The sequence below is a fragment of the Trichocoleus desertorum ATA4-8-CV12 genome (assembly GCA_019358975.1).
In the GTDB taxonomy this organism is placed as follows: Bacteria; Cyanobacteriota; Cyanobacteriia; order FACHB-46; family FACHB-46; genus Trichocoleus; species Trichocoleus desertorum_A.
Genome location: JAHHIL010000001.1, coordinates 465760 through 480271, shown reverse-complemented (window position 1 = coordinate 480271; position 14512 = coordinate 465760). Strand labels below are relative to the sequence as shown.

General features: G+C 50.1%; 12 protein-coding genes. 6 read left to right on the top strand and 6 right to left on the bottom strand.

The window, feature by feature from the left end:
• Window positions 1-168: 168 nt before the first annotated feature.
• Window positions 169-474, bottom strand: coding sequence for a 30S ribosomal protein S20 (gene rpsT, locus KME12_02135; GenBank protein MBW4486567.1), 306 nt, complete (start codon window positions 472-474; stop codon window positions 169-171).
• 183 nt (window positions 475-657) lie between these two features.
• Here rpsT and hisD point away from each other — a divergent pair, with 183 nt between their 5' ends.
• The 4 genes from hisD to KME12_02115 all read left to right on the top strand — a co-directional run bounded on the left by hisD (window position 658) and on the right by KME12_02115 (window position 6222).
• Window positions 658-1974: a histidinol dehydrogenase gene (gene hisD, locus KME12_02130; protein MBW4486566.1), complete on the top strand. Its 1317-nt coding sequence runs from the start codon at window positions 658-660 to the stop codon at window positions 1972-1974.
• Between the two features lie 155 nt (window positions 1975-2129).
• Window positions 2130-2558: a universal stress protein gene (locus KME12_02125; GenBank protein MBW4486565.1), complete on the top strand. Its 429-nt coding sequence runs from the start codon at window positions 2130-2132 to the stop codon at window positions 2556-2558.
• 267 nt (window positions 2559-2825) lie between these two features.
• Window positions 2826-3788 (top strand): glycosyltransferase family 2 protein, encoded by a 963-nt coding sequence (locus KME12_02120; GenBank protein MBW4486564.1) that lies wholly within the window; start codon window positions 2826-2828, stop codon window positions 3786-3788.
• Between the two features lie 109 nt (window positions 3789-3897).
• Window positions 3898-6222 (top strand): ABC transporter substrate-binding protein, encoded by a 2325-nt coding sequence (locus KME12_02115; protein ID MBW4486563.1) that lies wholly within the window; start codon window positions 3898-3900, stop codon window positions 6220-6222.
• A 25-nt stretch (window positions 6223-6247) separates the two neighbouring features.
• Here the strand turns inward: KME12_02115 and KME12_02110 are convergent, their stop codons facing one another.
• The 5 genes from KME12_02110 to KME12_02090 all read right to left on the bottom strand — a co-directional run bounded on the left by KME12_02110 (window position 6248) and on the right by KME12_02090 (window position 10980).
• The gene (locus KME12_02110; GenBank protein MBW4486562.1) at window positions 6248-6661 is read right to left on the bottom strand and encodes a hypothetical protein; all 414 of its coding nucleotides are present in this window, start codon (window positions 6659-6661) and stop codon (window positions 6248-6250) included.
• Window positions 6662-6853: 192 nt separating this feature from the next.
• Entirely contained in the window at window positions 6854-7768 is a 915-nt protein-coding gene (locus tag KME12_02105) for an ABC transporter permease (protein MBW4486561.1), read from the bottom strand.
• A gap of 53 nt (window positions 7769-7821) precedes the next feature.
• On the bottom strand, window positions 7822-8841 hold the full coding sequence (locus KME12_02100) for an ATP-binding cassette domain-containing protein (protein MBW4486560.1): 1020 nt from the start codon (window positions 8839-8841) through the stop codon (window positions 7822-7824).
• 58 nt (window positions 8842-8899) lie between these two features.
• Window positions 8900-9895, bottom strand: coding sequence for a heme o synthase (locus KME12_02095; protein ID MBW4486559.1), 996 nt, complete (start codon window positions 9893-9895; stop codon window positions 8900-8902).
• Between the two features lie 107 nt (window positions 9896-10002).
• Window positions 10003-10980 (bottom strand): heme A synthase, encoded by a 978-nt coding sequence (locus tag KME12_02090; protein MBW4486558.1) that lies wholly within the window; start codon window positions 10978-10980, stop codon window positions 10003-10005.
• 500 nt (window positions 10981-11480) lie between these two features.
• On the opposite strand from KME12_02090, the gene KME12_02085 reads away from it, so the two are divergent.
• Window positions 11481-12608, top strand: a complete 1128-nt coding sequence (locus KME12_02085; GenBank protein MBW4486557.1) for a cytochrome c oxidase subunit II — start codon at window positions 11481-11483, stop codon at window positions 12606-12608.
• Between the two features lie 89 nt (window positions 12609-12697).
• Window positions 12698-14464 carry a cytochrome c oxidase subunit I gene (gene ctaD / locus KME12_02080; protein ID MBW4486556.1) on the top strand — a complete coding sequence of 589 codons (1767 nt, stop codon included), beginning with the start codon at window positions 12698-12700 and terminating at the stop codon, window positions 14462-14464.
• Window positions 14465-14512 lie beyond the last annotated feature (48 nt).

Here is a 14512-nt window from a genome sequence, read left to right as displayed (position 1 = left end):
TTGGTTCTAATGGGAACAATCTCACTAAATGAGGTTAAAGCAGAATGCGGAATTGTATCTATCAAGCTTACAACCCCCTAGCAGCAAAATTGTCTGGCGCTCAGGCACCAGACTACCGCTACCCAAAGTTCAGTTGTCAGCAACGAACCTCAGCCCTTAGGCTACCAACTAGGAGGCAGCAGAAACGGGAGAGTTCTTGCTTTTTAGCACTTTAGCCAGATTCGACTTTTTGCGAGCGCCATTATTAGGATGCAGCACGCCTCGCTTCACAGCTTTATCAATTTTGCTGTAAGCGTTGGCCATGTGCTTTTGTACTTCTTGCATTAGCTCAGGGCTAGGATCGGCTGCATAGGTGTCTACAGCTGCTAAGTACTTTTTCATCAGGGTTTTAACCGCTGATTTGTAGGTTTTGTTGCGCAAACGGTTGCGTTCTGCGATCTTGACGCGTTTGATAGCGGACTTAATATTCGCCACAGCCAGTCCTAAGGAAACTCTCTACAACTACTTGGAAAGAAATAAAATACCAGAAAAACTAATATAGCATCTCCTTACCGTATTCCGATCCTTCAAAAATCCAGGTTAAGCTAGAGAGGCGAGTACGGGTTTGTCAAACCCGCTCTCCGACGGGTAATTCCTAAGAGACTGCATTCTGACTCCATGCTGCGAATTATTACTCAGCGAACTGAGGCACGAACCGAACTACGGCGTATTTGCGATCGCACTCACGATGACCAAGTGTTTCACAAAGAAGCCACGGTTCGCGAAGTGTTACAAGCTGTGAAGCGTCAAGGCGATCGAGCCCTGTTACACTACACAGCCGAATTTGATCAACAAGAATTAAAACCTGAAGAATTACGTGTTAGTGGCTCAGAGTTAGATGCTGCCTATCAGCAGGTATCGAAGGAGTTACTAGATGCGATTCGTCTGGCTCGTAAACAAATTGAAGCGTTTCATCGGCAACGAGTCCCCAAAAGCTGGGTGCAGTTTGGTGAAGATGAGGTCGTTCTAGGAAAGCGCTACACACCAGTCGATCGAGCGGGCCTTTACGTACCAGGGGGTCGAGGGGCTTATCCCAGTACAGTTTTGATGAACGCGATCCCGGCGATGGTGGCTCAGGTGCCTAGAATCGCGATCGTGACCCCACCAGGACCAGAAAAATCGGTCAACCCAGCCGTACTGGTGGCGGCTCAAGAGGCAGGCGTTCAAGAGATTTATCGAGTGGGGGGAGCACAGGCGATCGCCGCTTTAGCGTTTGGCACCGAAACCATTCCCAAAGTAGACGTGATCACTGGCCCCGGCAATATCTATGTGACTCTCGCTAAGAAGTTGGTTTACGGCACTGTTGGCATTGACTCCTTAGCGGGTCCCTCCGAAGTATTGGTGATCGCAGACGAAACTGCCAACCCAGTCTATGTAGCGGCTGATCTGCTAGCTCAGGCAGAACATGACCCAATGGCAGCGGCGATTTTAATTACTACAGACTCTTCTCTAGCTTTAAAAGTGGTCGCAGAAGTAGAGCAACAACTAATCGACCACCCCAGACGTACCCCCACAGAGAAGGCGATCGCTCACTACGGCTTGATCATCGTGGTCGATTCTCTGGAAACTGCAGCCGAGTTGTCTAATGAGTTCGCGCCAGAACACTTAGAGCTAGAAATCGCAGACCCGTGGGCCTTGATTGATCAGATTCGTCACGCTGGTGCTATTTTCTTAGGGTCCTCGACCCCAGAAGCAGTAGGAGACTACTTAGCAGGCCCAAACCACACCCTACCCACCTCTGGCTCGGCTCGCTATGCTTCCGCCCTCGGTGTCGAGACCTTTATGAAGCACTCCAGCCTGATTCAGTACAGCCCAACAGCGCTGCAAAAAGTTTCCGCAGCCATAGATGTTTTAGCGACCGCAGAAGGGCTAACTTCCCATGCCGACTCAGTTCGCCTCAGAACCCAACCCAAGCAGATAGATCCACAATCCTAAAAAAAGCAAAATTTAGCCACTAACGCTGGAAAGACCGCTAAGCTAGCTGAAAGCGCTTCTCGTACCCACTGCAAGCTAGCTCTTTTCAGCGTTAGAAGTTTATGCCTAACAGTAGGGCATGACCAAGGCTGCTTTGCATTGTTAGGAGGCCCGTTGTGTTGAAAACAATTGTGATCGCCCTAGATAGTTCGGGATTAGCTGAGCAAGTCATGCAAGCTTTGCAAGCATTAGTACTGCAACCTTCGACCAAAATCGTCTTAGCTCATGTTATTTCTCCTCCAGAAGAGGAAACAGAATTAGCCGCTGATCAGCCTCATCCAAACTTTGAACCACTTCCCTACCGTAATTTAGAGAAGCAATTACAGTCCTATCAAGTGACTCTGACTTGTCCTAGTGAACTAGAAATTGTTAGCGGCGACCCTGCCGAAGAAATCGTGCGGCTTGCCAATATCTATGAAGCAGACTTGATCATAATCGGCAGTCGAGGTCTGACAGGCTTAAACCGGATCATTCAGGGATCGGTAAGCAGCCAGGTAGTAGAAAGCGCTCCCTGCTCAGTCTGGGTCGTAAAGCCTAAATTCTAGTAGTTGGCTAGTAATGGGTAGAAAACCTAAACCCGATGACGGCAGGTTTAACCTTGCATGTCAAACTTTCTCATTCCTTCAAGAAAGGTCAGGCTTGATGAATTTTATGCTTGACTCTGCTCGCGCAGCGATCGCAGGAGGTACTTACACAGTAGACAGGTCAGGGCTTTTGGAGTCAGACTGTGAAAACTTGCTCAGGTTGCGGAGTCATCCTGAACTCTAATACACTCCTAGCCAAGACCAGTCATCGTTACCTTACCCCTTGCCATGTTTGCAAGTTCAGACAATCCTGAACTCTCTATCGTTATTCCTTTCTATAACGAGGCGCTCAACATTGATCACCTGTTTGAGCGGTTGCTCTCGGTACTCGATCAACTTCAAGTTCAGTACGAAGTTATTTGCATCAATGATGGCAGCCAAGATGACACGCTGAAGTGCTTAGTGGAGCATCACCAGCGTCGTCCTGAAATTAAGGTGATTAACTTATCCCGTAATTTTGGTAAGGAAGTGGCCCTCACCGCAGGTCTAGATTTTAGCCAAGGGGCCGCTGTCGTTCCGATTGATGCTGATTTACAAGATCCGCCCGAATTAATTGGAGATTTGATGGCGAAGTGGCGGGAAGGCTACGATGTTGTGTTTGCAACACGGCGATCGCGTCAGGGAGAAAGTTGGCTCAAGCGCTGGACTGCGGATGTGTTTTATCGCATTATCGGACGCATGAGCCAAGTTCCGATTCCCCGAAACACCGGAGACTTCCGCTTGCTCGATCGCCGTGTCATTGATGCCCTCAAGCAAATGCCAGAAAGAACTCGCTTTATGAAAGGGCTATTTGCTTGGGTCGGCTTTAAACAAGCAGCGGTGTTTTACGATCGCCCCCAACGCTACAAAGGCACAACAACCTGGAACTACTGGCGCTTGTGGAACTTTGCCGTAGATGGCATTACTTCTTTTAGCTTCTTACCCCTTAAAGTTTGGAGCTATTTGGGTCTATCTCTCTCTATTCCCTCATTTTGCTACGCTACTTTTCTAGTTGTGCGGACTTTAATCTTCGGAATTGATGTGCCTGGTTATGCCTCTTTAATGGTGGTTGTCTTGTTTTTAGGTGGCATCCAACTCATCACGCTCGGCATCATTGGTGAATACCTAGGTCGAGTTTACGAAGAAGTCAAGCGAAGACCACTTTATTTAGTCCGCGAAGCCTATGGCTTTAAGACCACTAACCCCGAATAGCTTCATTTAACTTTTTCAGCAGCGATTGACAACGAATACAATGCCAATATCGTGACTCCTATATTTTGGAGCTAGCGATAGGTAGACTCTGCTGTATTCTATGAATGCAATGCTAGGAAGACTGTTAGGGACGCGCTACAAAGTTATACAAGCTCTAGGCTCAGGCGGGTTTGGTCAGACCTACATTGCAGAGGACATGCAGCGACCTGGAAATCCTCCCTGTGTGCTAAAACACCTCAATTTTTCGACACATCATCTACAGGTGTTGCAGCAGGTGAGGCGCTTGTTTTATGCAGAAGCAGAAACTTTAGAAAAGCTAGGGAAACACCATGACCAAATTCCTCAACTCCTAGCTTACTTTGAGGAAGAGCAAGAGTTTTATTTGGTGCAAGAATTTATACCTGGAAATCCTTTAAGTGTGGAATTACCTGGGGGCACCAAGCTATCAGAAGCCCAAGTCATTGCCATCTTGGAAGATATTTTAGGAGTCTTGGCTTACATCCACTCTCAAGGAGTTATTCACCGAGATATCAAGCCAGACAATTTGATTCGGCGACAACAAGACAGCAAGTTAGTTTTAATTGATTTTGGTGCGGTCAAAACCATTACCAACCAAGTTGTCGAAACGACAGGCCAAACCCAGTTAAGTGTACCGATTTACACCTCTGGTTACGGAGCCAGTGAGCAATGTTTAGGGAAGCCTCAATTTAGCAGCGATATTTATGCGTTAGGCGTGATTGCGATTCAGGCCCTAACGGGAATGCGGCCTTCCCAGTTTCCTCTCGACCCAGAAAGCAGTGAAATCGTTTGGCACGATCAAGCTCGTGTCAGCCCTCATTTGCGAAACATCATCGACAAGATGGTGCGCTATCACTTCAGCCAGCGTTACCAGTCGGCAGCAACAGTTTTACAAGACCTCCAACAAATTGCTGATTCGCCTGTTGCTACTAGCGATCCTGTTAAACCTGCGGCAACTCCCATCGCAACTCCCATCAGACCTGTTAAAAGCGATCGCTTTCGTCGTTTATGGCCAGTTTTAGTTGGAGTTGGCGTTGCTGCAATTGCTAGCTTCGGGGTCGCGGCTCTGTTTAGAAAGCCTTTGCCTCAACTTTTCATTGATGCGGCTGTAGAAACCCCAACAGAAGCCCTCAACCCAGTACCTAGCTCTGATTCCGCGATCGCGACCACCAATATGAGCTGGGGCGAGAAAATTCTGACGCCGGGAGTCGCCCCACCTACTAAGCAGAAAGGAGTGGATGCGTTTGCCGCTAGTGCTTATCCTCAAGCAGTGACAGCTCTAGAAGCCGCACGTCAGGCAGAGCGTAACGATCCCGAAACACTGATCTATCTCAACAATGCTCGGATTGGGACAACTCCTGCTCATGCGATCGCAGTGGTCGTTCCTTTGGGCGACACCCTTTACTCATCCTTAGAAATTTTACGAGGGGTGGCCCACGCTCAAGCACAGGTAAACCAGAAGGGAGGGATTAATGGCGTACCACTCAAAGTTGCGATCGCCAATGACAGCAATCAAGCTGAAACGGCTCAAGCGATTGCTAGCACTTTGGTCAATCGCTCCGAAGTTCTAGGAGTTGTAGGGCATGGCACTAGCGATACCACCTTAGCAGCGGGTCAGGTGTATCAGACAGCCGAATTAGTCATGGTGGCTCCAATCAGTTCTGCCGTTCAACTCTCAACGCTGGGCAACTATATTTTTCGCGTGATGCCCAGCGATCGCTTCACTGCCCGTGCCCTCTGCAACTACATGCTGACTAAACTGCAAAAAAAACGAGTCGCGATCTTTTTCAGCTCTGGAAGTAGCTACAGCGAATCTTTAAGCAGTGAATTTAAGAACGCTTTGTTTTACGGAAATCAAGGCCAGGTTGTAGGGGAATTTGACTTGGCTGGCCCTGACTTCAACGCTTACGAAACAGTTGAGCAAGCAATTGAGCAGAAAGCAGAAGTGATTATGCTGGCAGCACCCAGTCAGGTAAGCGATCGCGCCTTGCAGGTGGTACAAATGAACCGTAGACGGCTTCCCGTTCTAGCCGGGGACAGCATCTATACCAAGAAGACTTTACAGGTAGGGGGAGAGGCAGCAGTCGGCATGGTCGTGGCTGTTCCTTCCAATGTTTTGGGGAATACTCGCCTACCCTTTCAACAGCAAGCCCAGAAGTTATGGGGGCATGAAATCGACTGGCGCACGGCTCTTGCCTATGACTCAACCCAGACTTTAGTCGCAGGAATCCAACGCGATCCCTCTCGTCGCGGAGTTAGACAGACCTTAGAAACACCTAATTTTGCTGCGACTGGTGCCCTAGGTGCCGTGTCTTTTTCTCTGACAGGCGATCGCGAAGGGGCAGTGCAGCTAGTTCAAGCCGCGCCTGTTTCTAAACAGCAACCTCAGGTTTATCGGTTCAAGCCAATCAATTAGTCCTGAGCGCTAGCAAGCATCTTGCCTACTTAGCAGGAGAAATTTCCAGAATAGTTGCAGGAGCAGAAGTTGAACTAGCGGGAGTACTGGGTTGCTGCTTCAGGCGCTTCAATTGCAGTTCCCGAAATTGAGCTGCGGCATCATTCAAATTTTGTTGTTGCTCAGCTCCGTAGTCATCTGCACTCCGCATGCCGCTAAAAGCAGCCCGGTGCATTAGATTAAACAAGCTGGAGGCACCGTTGCCAGAACGATCAGAAAAGAGATCGGTACCTCCATCCTTATTTTGAAAATCCTCTAATGGCTGCACAGCCCCAGCGGTTTGAGCCAAGGTCACTTGAGGCAATAGCCAAGGAGCGAGAGCAACCCCGACTAGCAGACCCAGGGCGAGCCGAGCCTGGAAATGAGGAGAAGCTAATTTAGTCTGAGGCTGCATCTTCATAAGCCGTTCCGAATTCGATATTTACTAAACTTTGACTGAGATTTAAGACGCTAGCAAAATAGAAAAGCTCCCACACCAGAGCATGAGCCGATATTGCTTTCTAGTTTGACAGGTTCATTTCACTGACCTAGAGACAGTCTAACCTTGCCGCCCTGCCCTCGCAACGGCCCCAAGAAGCGACCCCAAGATTAGTTAAGCAAAGGTGCGCCGGAGCAGAGGTTGAATACTCAATAGAGCGACGAGATCAAAAGCAAAGAGCACCAGTAAGGCTCCACCCAAGCTGACTGCTCCCCAAGGCGCTTGCATCACCACACTATTTAAGGCCCAGTCGTTGTGTAGATAGAGATAGCGAATTGGCTCGATCGCATAGCTGAGGGGATTGAGCGTCGCTACAACCTGCAACCAGCGGGGCATAAAAGACAGAGGAGCTAGGGCTGTGCTAGCAAACAACAGCGGTAGATTGGTGACAAAAATTACAGCAATTAGCTCAACATGTCCAGGTAAGGCAAAGGCCAACCCTAAGCTTAAGCCTGTGACGCCCAAAACTAAGGCAAACACAATTAAGGTGACAACACCCAAACCGAGGAGATTAGGTAAGCCAGCGCCCAAAAATGCGATCGCGCTGACAATCACCGCCGTCTGAATCAAGCTGAGCGTGGTGATAAAAATCGCTGAGGCTACCACAATCGAAAAGCGAGAGGCCAGAGGAGCCACTAACAGACGATTTAAGAAACCAAACTCGCGATCGAACATCACGGGGAGCCCTGCATTCAACGCCCCACCAAAAGCCGTGAAGACAATAATGCCCGCACCTAAAAACTGACCATAACTCTGGCTATCCCCAAACAAACCCTGCGGCACATTTTGAAACAAAGCGCCAAATAGAACCAGCCACATCAACGGCTGGATAATGCCAGCAATCAATGTAGAAGGACGGCGTTGTAACTGAATAAATAGGCGACGGGTAAGCGCTAAAGTTTCTTGAACAAAGTCACTCAAAGCGCTGGTCTGAGGCAATGCTGGTTTTGCAGCGAGTCCAACGGCATGACTAGGTACTGTATTCTCAGAAGGTACGCTGGGTTTCGGGGGAGTTACACTACGGCTCATTCAACTGTCCTTAGTTAGCTTAGAAATTAGGGCTCAGGAATTAACGCTCAGGGTTAGCGCATATTTTGTTTACGTTCAGCCTTGGGATCACGACTGCCTGCCGCTGCCAGTTCCGCGTCTACGAGGGTACAACCTGTCGCCGCTAGGTAAACATCATCTAAGCTGGGACGGGCTTGAGCAATGCCAAAGGTGGGTAAACCCGCCTCTTTGAGGGCTTGCTGTACCGTATTGAGTGCTTCGCTTTGGGAGGCCACCACCAGATTGAGCGAATTGCCTTGAGCCTCGTTGATGATCACTTCCTGCACAGTCGGCAGGCTTTCTAACATTGCTCTGGCTGTTTCGGCTTCTTCGAGTGGCGTAAACTCGCGAATTCGGAGGGTAATGCGATCGCCCCCGACTTGATCCTTGAGATCTGACGGAGTCCCTGTGGCAATCACCAACCCGCGATCGATAATGGCAACGCGATCGGCTAGGGCATCGATTTCTTCTAAATAATGGCTGGTAATGAGAACTGCGGTTCCTGCGGCTCGCAACTGGCGGAGAAAGTTCCAGACTGCTACGCGACTCTCAATATCCAAGCCTACGGTAGGCTCATCCAAAACCAAGACATCCGGCTGGTGCAGCAAGCCCGCTGCCAGATCTAACCGCTTGCGGAGACCGCCAGAATAGGTACCTGTCTTTTTGTCGGCCCATTCTGCTAAGCCCAGTAATTCGATCGCTGTAGCAATTCGTGCTTTGGCGATCGCACGAGGCAAATGATACAGCGCCGCTTGCAGTTGCAGCAGTTCCCGTCCCGTCAAAACCTTATCCAGCGCCACCTCTTGAGCTACATAGCCCAGCAACTGTCGAGCTGCCCTGGGATTTTCAGTCACGGAAACACCAGACACCTCGACCTTGCCAGCATCCGGTTGCGCCAGAGTGCAAAGGCAGCGAATTGTAGTGGTTTTACCCGCACCATTCGGTCCTAGGAGACCAAAAATTTCTCCTGGTTCCACCTGAAACGAAACGTCTTTAACCGCTTCAACCTGACCGTAGTGCTTCTGGAGATGTTGAATCAGAACAGCGGGAGGCATAGCGATCAATATTCCTTGGCAATTTATAACTAAAGTTTAAGCAGCATCTCCTTTTATTCTAAACAGTTAGGCTTTGCAGCATTGGAACTGCACTGATCAAAGACTGGAGATGTTCGGTACAAAAGCTCAGCAATTGATGGGTCAAAGGCAGACTATCTAGTACCATGCCAGCACAGAGCAACATCAGATAGAGGATGGAGTACTTGAACAGCGATCGCGCCTGATCTAAGTCAGCCGGAGCTTGCATAAGTTGCCATGCTCTCTGAGCAAAGACACCGCCCAATAGCAAGGCTACAGCCGCGTACACCGCTCCCATCACATGTAAGGGATAGACCAACAAAAGGGTCACGGGGATCAAGAGCAGGGTATACCACCAAATTTGCCGTGCCGTTTCTGCTTCTCCAGCGACCACGGGCAACATTGGCACACCTACACTGGCGTAGTCTTTACGAATCATCAAGGCTAAGGCCCAGAAATGAGGGGGCGTCCAGAAAAAGACGATCGCAAACAACACCCAAGCTGCCCAACTTAGATCACCTGTCACCGCCGCCCAACCCACTAAGGGTGGGATCGCACCTGCCGCACCACCAATCACAATATTTTGGGTACTATGCCGTTTGAGCCAGTGGGTATAGACCAAGACATAGACCACAATGCCCGACATCGCCAGCAAGGCACTGAGCAAATTGGCGAAGACCACCAATAAAGAAAAGGAAACTGAAGCCAGGGCGATCGCAAAAATCAGCGCGTCACGAGGATGCACCCGACCCGAAGGCAAGGGGCGATGCCGCGTCCGCTCCATGATGTAGTCAATATCGCGATCGTATAAACAGTTGATCGTGTTGGCAGAGGCCGCAGCCAGAGCACCACCTGTCAACGTTACCAGCAGCAGCAGCGGATTCACTTGGCCTTCTGCCGCAATCCACATCCCGCCTGCGGTGGTAATCAGCAGCAGCAAGATAATGCGGGGTTTAGTGAGTTGGTAATAGCTCTGAATAACTTGAACTAAGTTTTGGTTTCGGCGGGGGGCTTGAGTCCAAAGCGTTTCTTGCATTATTTAGTTCCTATAAAACTTGCAGGCTACAGCAGCGGGGACACGACCCTACTTATCGTTAGCCATTCATGGCCTTATTAGGCTCTACAGTCTTACCTGAAGCGGGGCTAGGCAGGTTCAGAGTGAATGCTAGGCGAGGGTTGTACCAATAAAGTAGAGGTTGGCTCAGCCGCTTTAATCGTGGAGCGATCGCGCCAAGCTATTACGGTGAATGCCACCAAGGTTCCGAGTAAGGCCGCACCAATGGCTTGATGAGCCACGGTCAGCGGTTCCACCTGTAGGTGTAAACGAAATGTAGCGATCCCCAAGGCAACTTGCAACACGAGCAGACCTGCAATCCAGTTGGCAAACTGGCGCAGAAGCGAGCTTAGGGCAGGAGTTCGCCAAGCCAACCAGACAGTTGCGATCGTCGCTAAGCTAGCTGGCAGCACTCCAGCAATATGGCTATTCATCACTTGGCAGAGTTGAGCGGTTCCTAAGCATTGGTGTAACGCCCACTGAGAGCCAACTAACGCCCCTAAAATGCTTTGAGCATAAACAAAGATAGCCGCACTCAGACTAACCCAAGGTAGCTTTCCGACAGTGCCAGTGCCTTGATAAGGCACCAACGCCATGCGAATCACGAGCAACGTCGTGAAATACAGCAATGCCGTTCCTAGGTGAGCCGTGACAATGTCGAAGCGTAGAAGTTCAGTGACTGTCAGCCCTCCCAAGGCTCCTTGAAACACAATCAAGCCTACAACTAGCGTGGCGGCCCAAGGCAACCAAGTCGGCAATTGGCGGCGATTCCACCAAGTAACGCCAAATAAAGCGATCGAAGACAAACCCAGCAGGGCGGCATCTAAGCGGTGAAACCACTCTAAGAAAACTTGCAGATTCATCTGCTGGCGGGGCACCAACTCGCCATAGCACAAGGGCCAGTCAGGGCAGGCTAATCCAGCATTCATCACACGGGTAGCACTGCCAATCGCCATCAACAGCAACGTCGCGATCGCCATCCGCATCACAAACCGTGAGATCCATTGAGCTAGCTGGGAGGTCTCCGTCGCTGATTCAGGGTGGCGAGGTAAGACAGAATCTGTCATAAGCGGTACCCTAACAAAAATCAAAATTTACTGAGATTTGGGCCAACTCTCATCCTCACCCTAGCACTGGATTTCCAGGATGAAGGGGTCTACTTACTACTTTAAGGACGCTATCCTTAGAGAGAGGTAGGTTTAGGAATTTCTTCGGATTGTCAAGTAGGCTGCGAGTTATCACATTTGGCTTTCAAAAGTTAAACCAGTGTAAAAATTCAGACATAGGATAAACACTTCCAGCGCTTGATTCATCTCTCTTCGGTGCGATCCCGAAGAAATTCCTAAAGATATACAATGACGACCGATCTCCCTAACTCCCTGCTTTACCTTAGTAGGTAGATCGAACTGATAAAGCTTCGTGATCCTATTTGCATTTAGCAAATTAATTCAATTTTGTGGGAATCCTTTGAGCTGAATTTCCTAAGTTAATGAGATCTCAACTCATTAAAAAGCATTAATTGCCACTTAATCTCAAAGTTAGTTTTGATAGGAAGCTCTAACTAGCCGTGAAAATCCCAAGCGCTATTTCAGCCATGATTGCTGGCATCCTACTGACACTTGTGAGTGTTTGGTACGGCCAAAATCATGATTTGTTGCCAATTGCAGCTTCTGAAGAGGCTCCTCTTGTAGACGGACTGTTCAATGTCATGATGACCATCGGAACTGGCATTTTTTTGCTAGTTCAAGGAATCATCATTATTTCCATTATTCGATTCCGTCGTCGTGAGGGGGACGATACAGACGGGCCTCCCATCCACGGCAATATCCCCCTCGAAATTCTTTGGACTGCGATCCCTGCCATCATTGTTTTAGGTATTTCGGTCTATAGCTTCGAAGTTTATCTACGCGAAGGCGGCGTTGATCCGATGAATCACGCGGCTGCCCATGCCCCTAAAGCCGAACGAATGGCTCAAATGCCTGGAGCGGCGATCGCGGCCACTCTGACTGAGACGCCTGCCACCAAAAATCGCAATCAACTGGAGCAAGAGCAAGCGCTGCAAGATCCAGCGACGGCTGCGGTCCGGAATGAAACCATTCCCCAGCGCAAGGATGCTCCGGGTGAAGGCGTTACCGCAGGTCGGTTAGGACCCACCCCTGATAAGCAAGGCAAAGCTCCCGAAATAGTGGTGAATGTCACAGGTCTGCAATTTGCCTGGATCTTTACCTACCCCGATAGCGGCGTGGTTGCGGCTGAGTTGCACGTTCCCAATGGCCGCGAAGTCAAGCTCAATATTTCGGCCAATGATGTGATTCATGCCTTCTGGGTACCAGAATTTCGCTTGAAGCAAGATGCGGTGCCAGGGTTGCAAAGTGAACTGCGCTTCACCCCTAATCGAATTGGAGAATACCCGCTGATTTGCGCCGAACTTTGTGGGGCTTATCATGGCGCGATGAAAACTAAAGTTTTAGTGCAAGCTCCTCAAGACTTTGACAATTGGATTCAAAGTCAGAAGGTGGCGACAGCCGAAGACTTGACCCAGGCGATCGCGGCTAACCCAGCCAATCTCTCTACTGATGAATTTTTAGCGCCTTACACCCAAGATTTAGGCATCAGCGCAGCAGCCCTTCAGGAACTCCCCCATAGCATGCATCAGATGCATCATGCAGATCCTGTCAGCAGTACTGCTAGCTAAATCACGCTTAAACTAAGGTCCAGTTGAGTTTTGCTTTCAGAGAAATTTAGAGACTGTCACTTGGCATCTCTCTGTTGTGAGAATTGGCTATGACACAAGCACAGCTTCAAGAAACTGCTAACATCCCCGCCCACGGCTCTGAGCCTAAAGTGACCCATTGGCGCGAATATTTTGGCTTTAGTACTGACCACAAGGTGATTGGGATTCAGTACCTGGTCACTACGTTTATCTTCTATTTAATTGGTGGTGTCCTGGCGACTGCCGTCCGCACCGAACTGGCAACTCCAGAAGTTGATTTTGTCAGCCGTGAGGTTTACAACAGCTTATTTACGGTCCACGCCACGATCATGATCTTCTTGTGGATCGTACCTGCCGGAACGGGTGGGTTTGGCAACTTCTTGATCCCGCTGCTGATCGGGGCTAGAGACATGGCCTTCCCCCGGCTGAACGCGATCGCCTTCTGGATCATTCCCCCCGCAGGCTTATTGCTGCTCAGTAGTTTCTTAGTTGGGGCACCGGGTGCAGGTTGGACCTCCTATCCACCGCTAAGCACGATGAGTGCGGGCAAGGCTGGAGAGGCGATTTGGATCATGAGCGTGCTACTGCTCGGAACCTCTTCGATCCTGGCAGCAGTGAACTTCATCGTCACGATTGTGAAGATGCGGACCCCCGGCATGGGTTATAACCAAATGCCCCTGTTCTGCTGGGCCATGCTCTCGACTTCAGCCTTAGCGCTGATCGCGACTCCGGTTTTAGCAGGCGCACTCATTCTCCTGGCCTTTGACCTGCTGGCAGGTACAGCATTTTTTAACCCGACAGGTGGCGGTGACCCGATTGTTTACCAGCATTTATTCTGGTTCTACTCCCACCCCGCCGTTTACATCATGATCTTGCCCTTCTTCGGCATGATCTCGGAAATTTTGCCCGTCCATGCTCGCAAGCCAATTTTTGGTTATAAGGCGATCGCTTACTCCAGCTTGGCAATTAGCTTCCTGGGCCTGATCGTGTGGGCACACCACATGTTTACCAGCGGCACCCCCGCTTGGCTCCGCATGTTCTTCATGATCACGACAATGGTGATTGCGGTTCCCACGGGGATCAAGGTCTTCAGTTGGCTAGCTACCATTTGGGGCGGAAAGCTACGGCTCAACAGCGCCATGCTGTTTGCAATGGGCTTTGTCTCCATGTTTGTCATCGGTGGCATCAGCGGCGTTATGGTGGCGGCTGTCCCCTTTGATATTCATGTTCACGACACCTACTTTGTCGTCGCCCACCTGCACTACGTCCTGTTTGGCGGCAGTGTCTTCGGCATCTACGCTGGCTTCTATCACTGGTTTCCCAAAATGACGGGGCGGATGCTGAATGAGACCTGGGGCAAAATTCACTTTGCCATGATGCTAGTTGGCTTCAACATTACTTTCATGCCCATGCACAAGCTAGGCATGGAAGGGATGAACCGACGCATTGCTGAGTATGACCCCAAGTTCGCTACCCTGAACTTAATTTGTTCGGTCGGTGCCTATTTGCTGGCTCTCTCTACGATCCCCTTCATTGTGAATGCTTGCTGGAGTTGGATAGCGGGTCCAAAAGCACCGGACAACCCCTGGCAAGGTCTCACCTTAGAGTGGATGACGACTTCCCCACCTCCTGTGGAAAACTTTGAGAGTGATCCCGTCTTGGCTACAGGCCCCTATGACTATGGAATGGGCAGTCGCGCCACTCAGGTAGATGTGCCCTTCTCGGATGCCCGCGATCCAGCTTTATCGGCGGGTCCCAGTTCCGCGCTCAGAGCTGAGCCTGATCCGGCGGTTGCGGTCCATCCTGACGATCGCCAAGGCGAAAGCCATAACCGCTGATCAACCCAGATCAACGCACTTGTCGTTGCGCTAAAGGCATTAGAGATT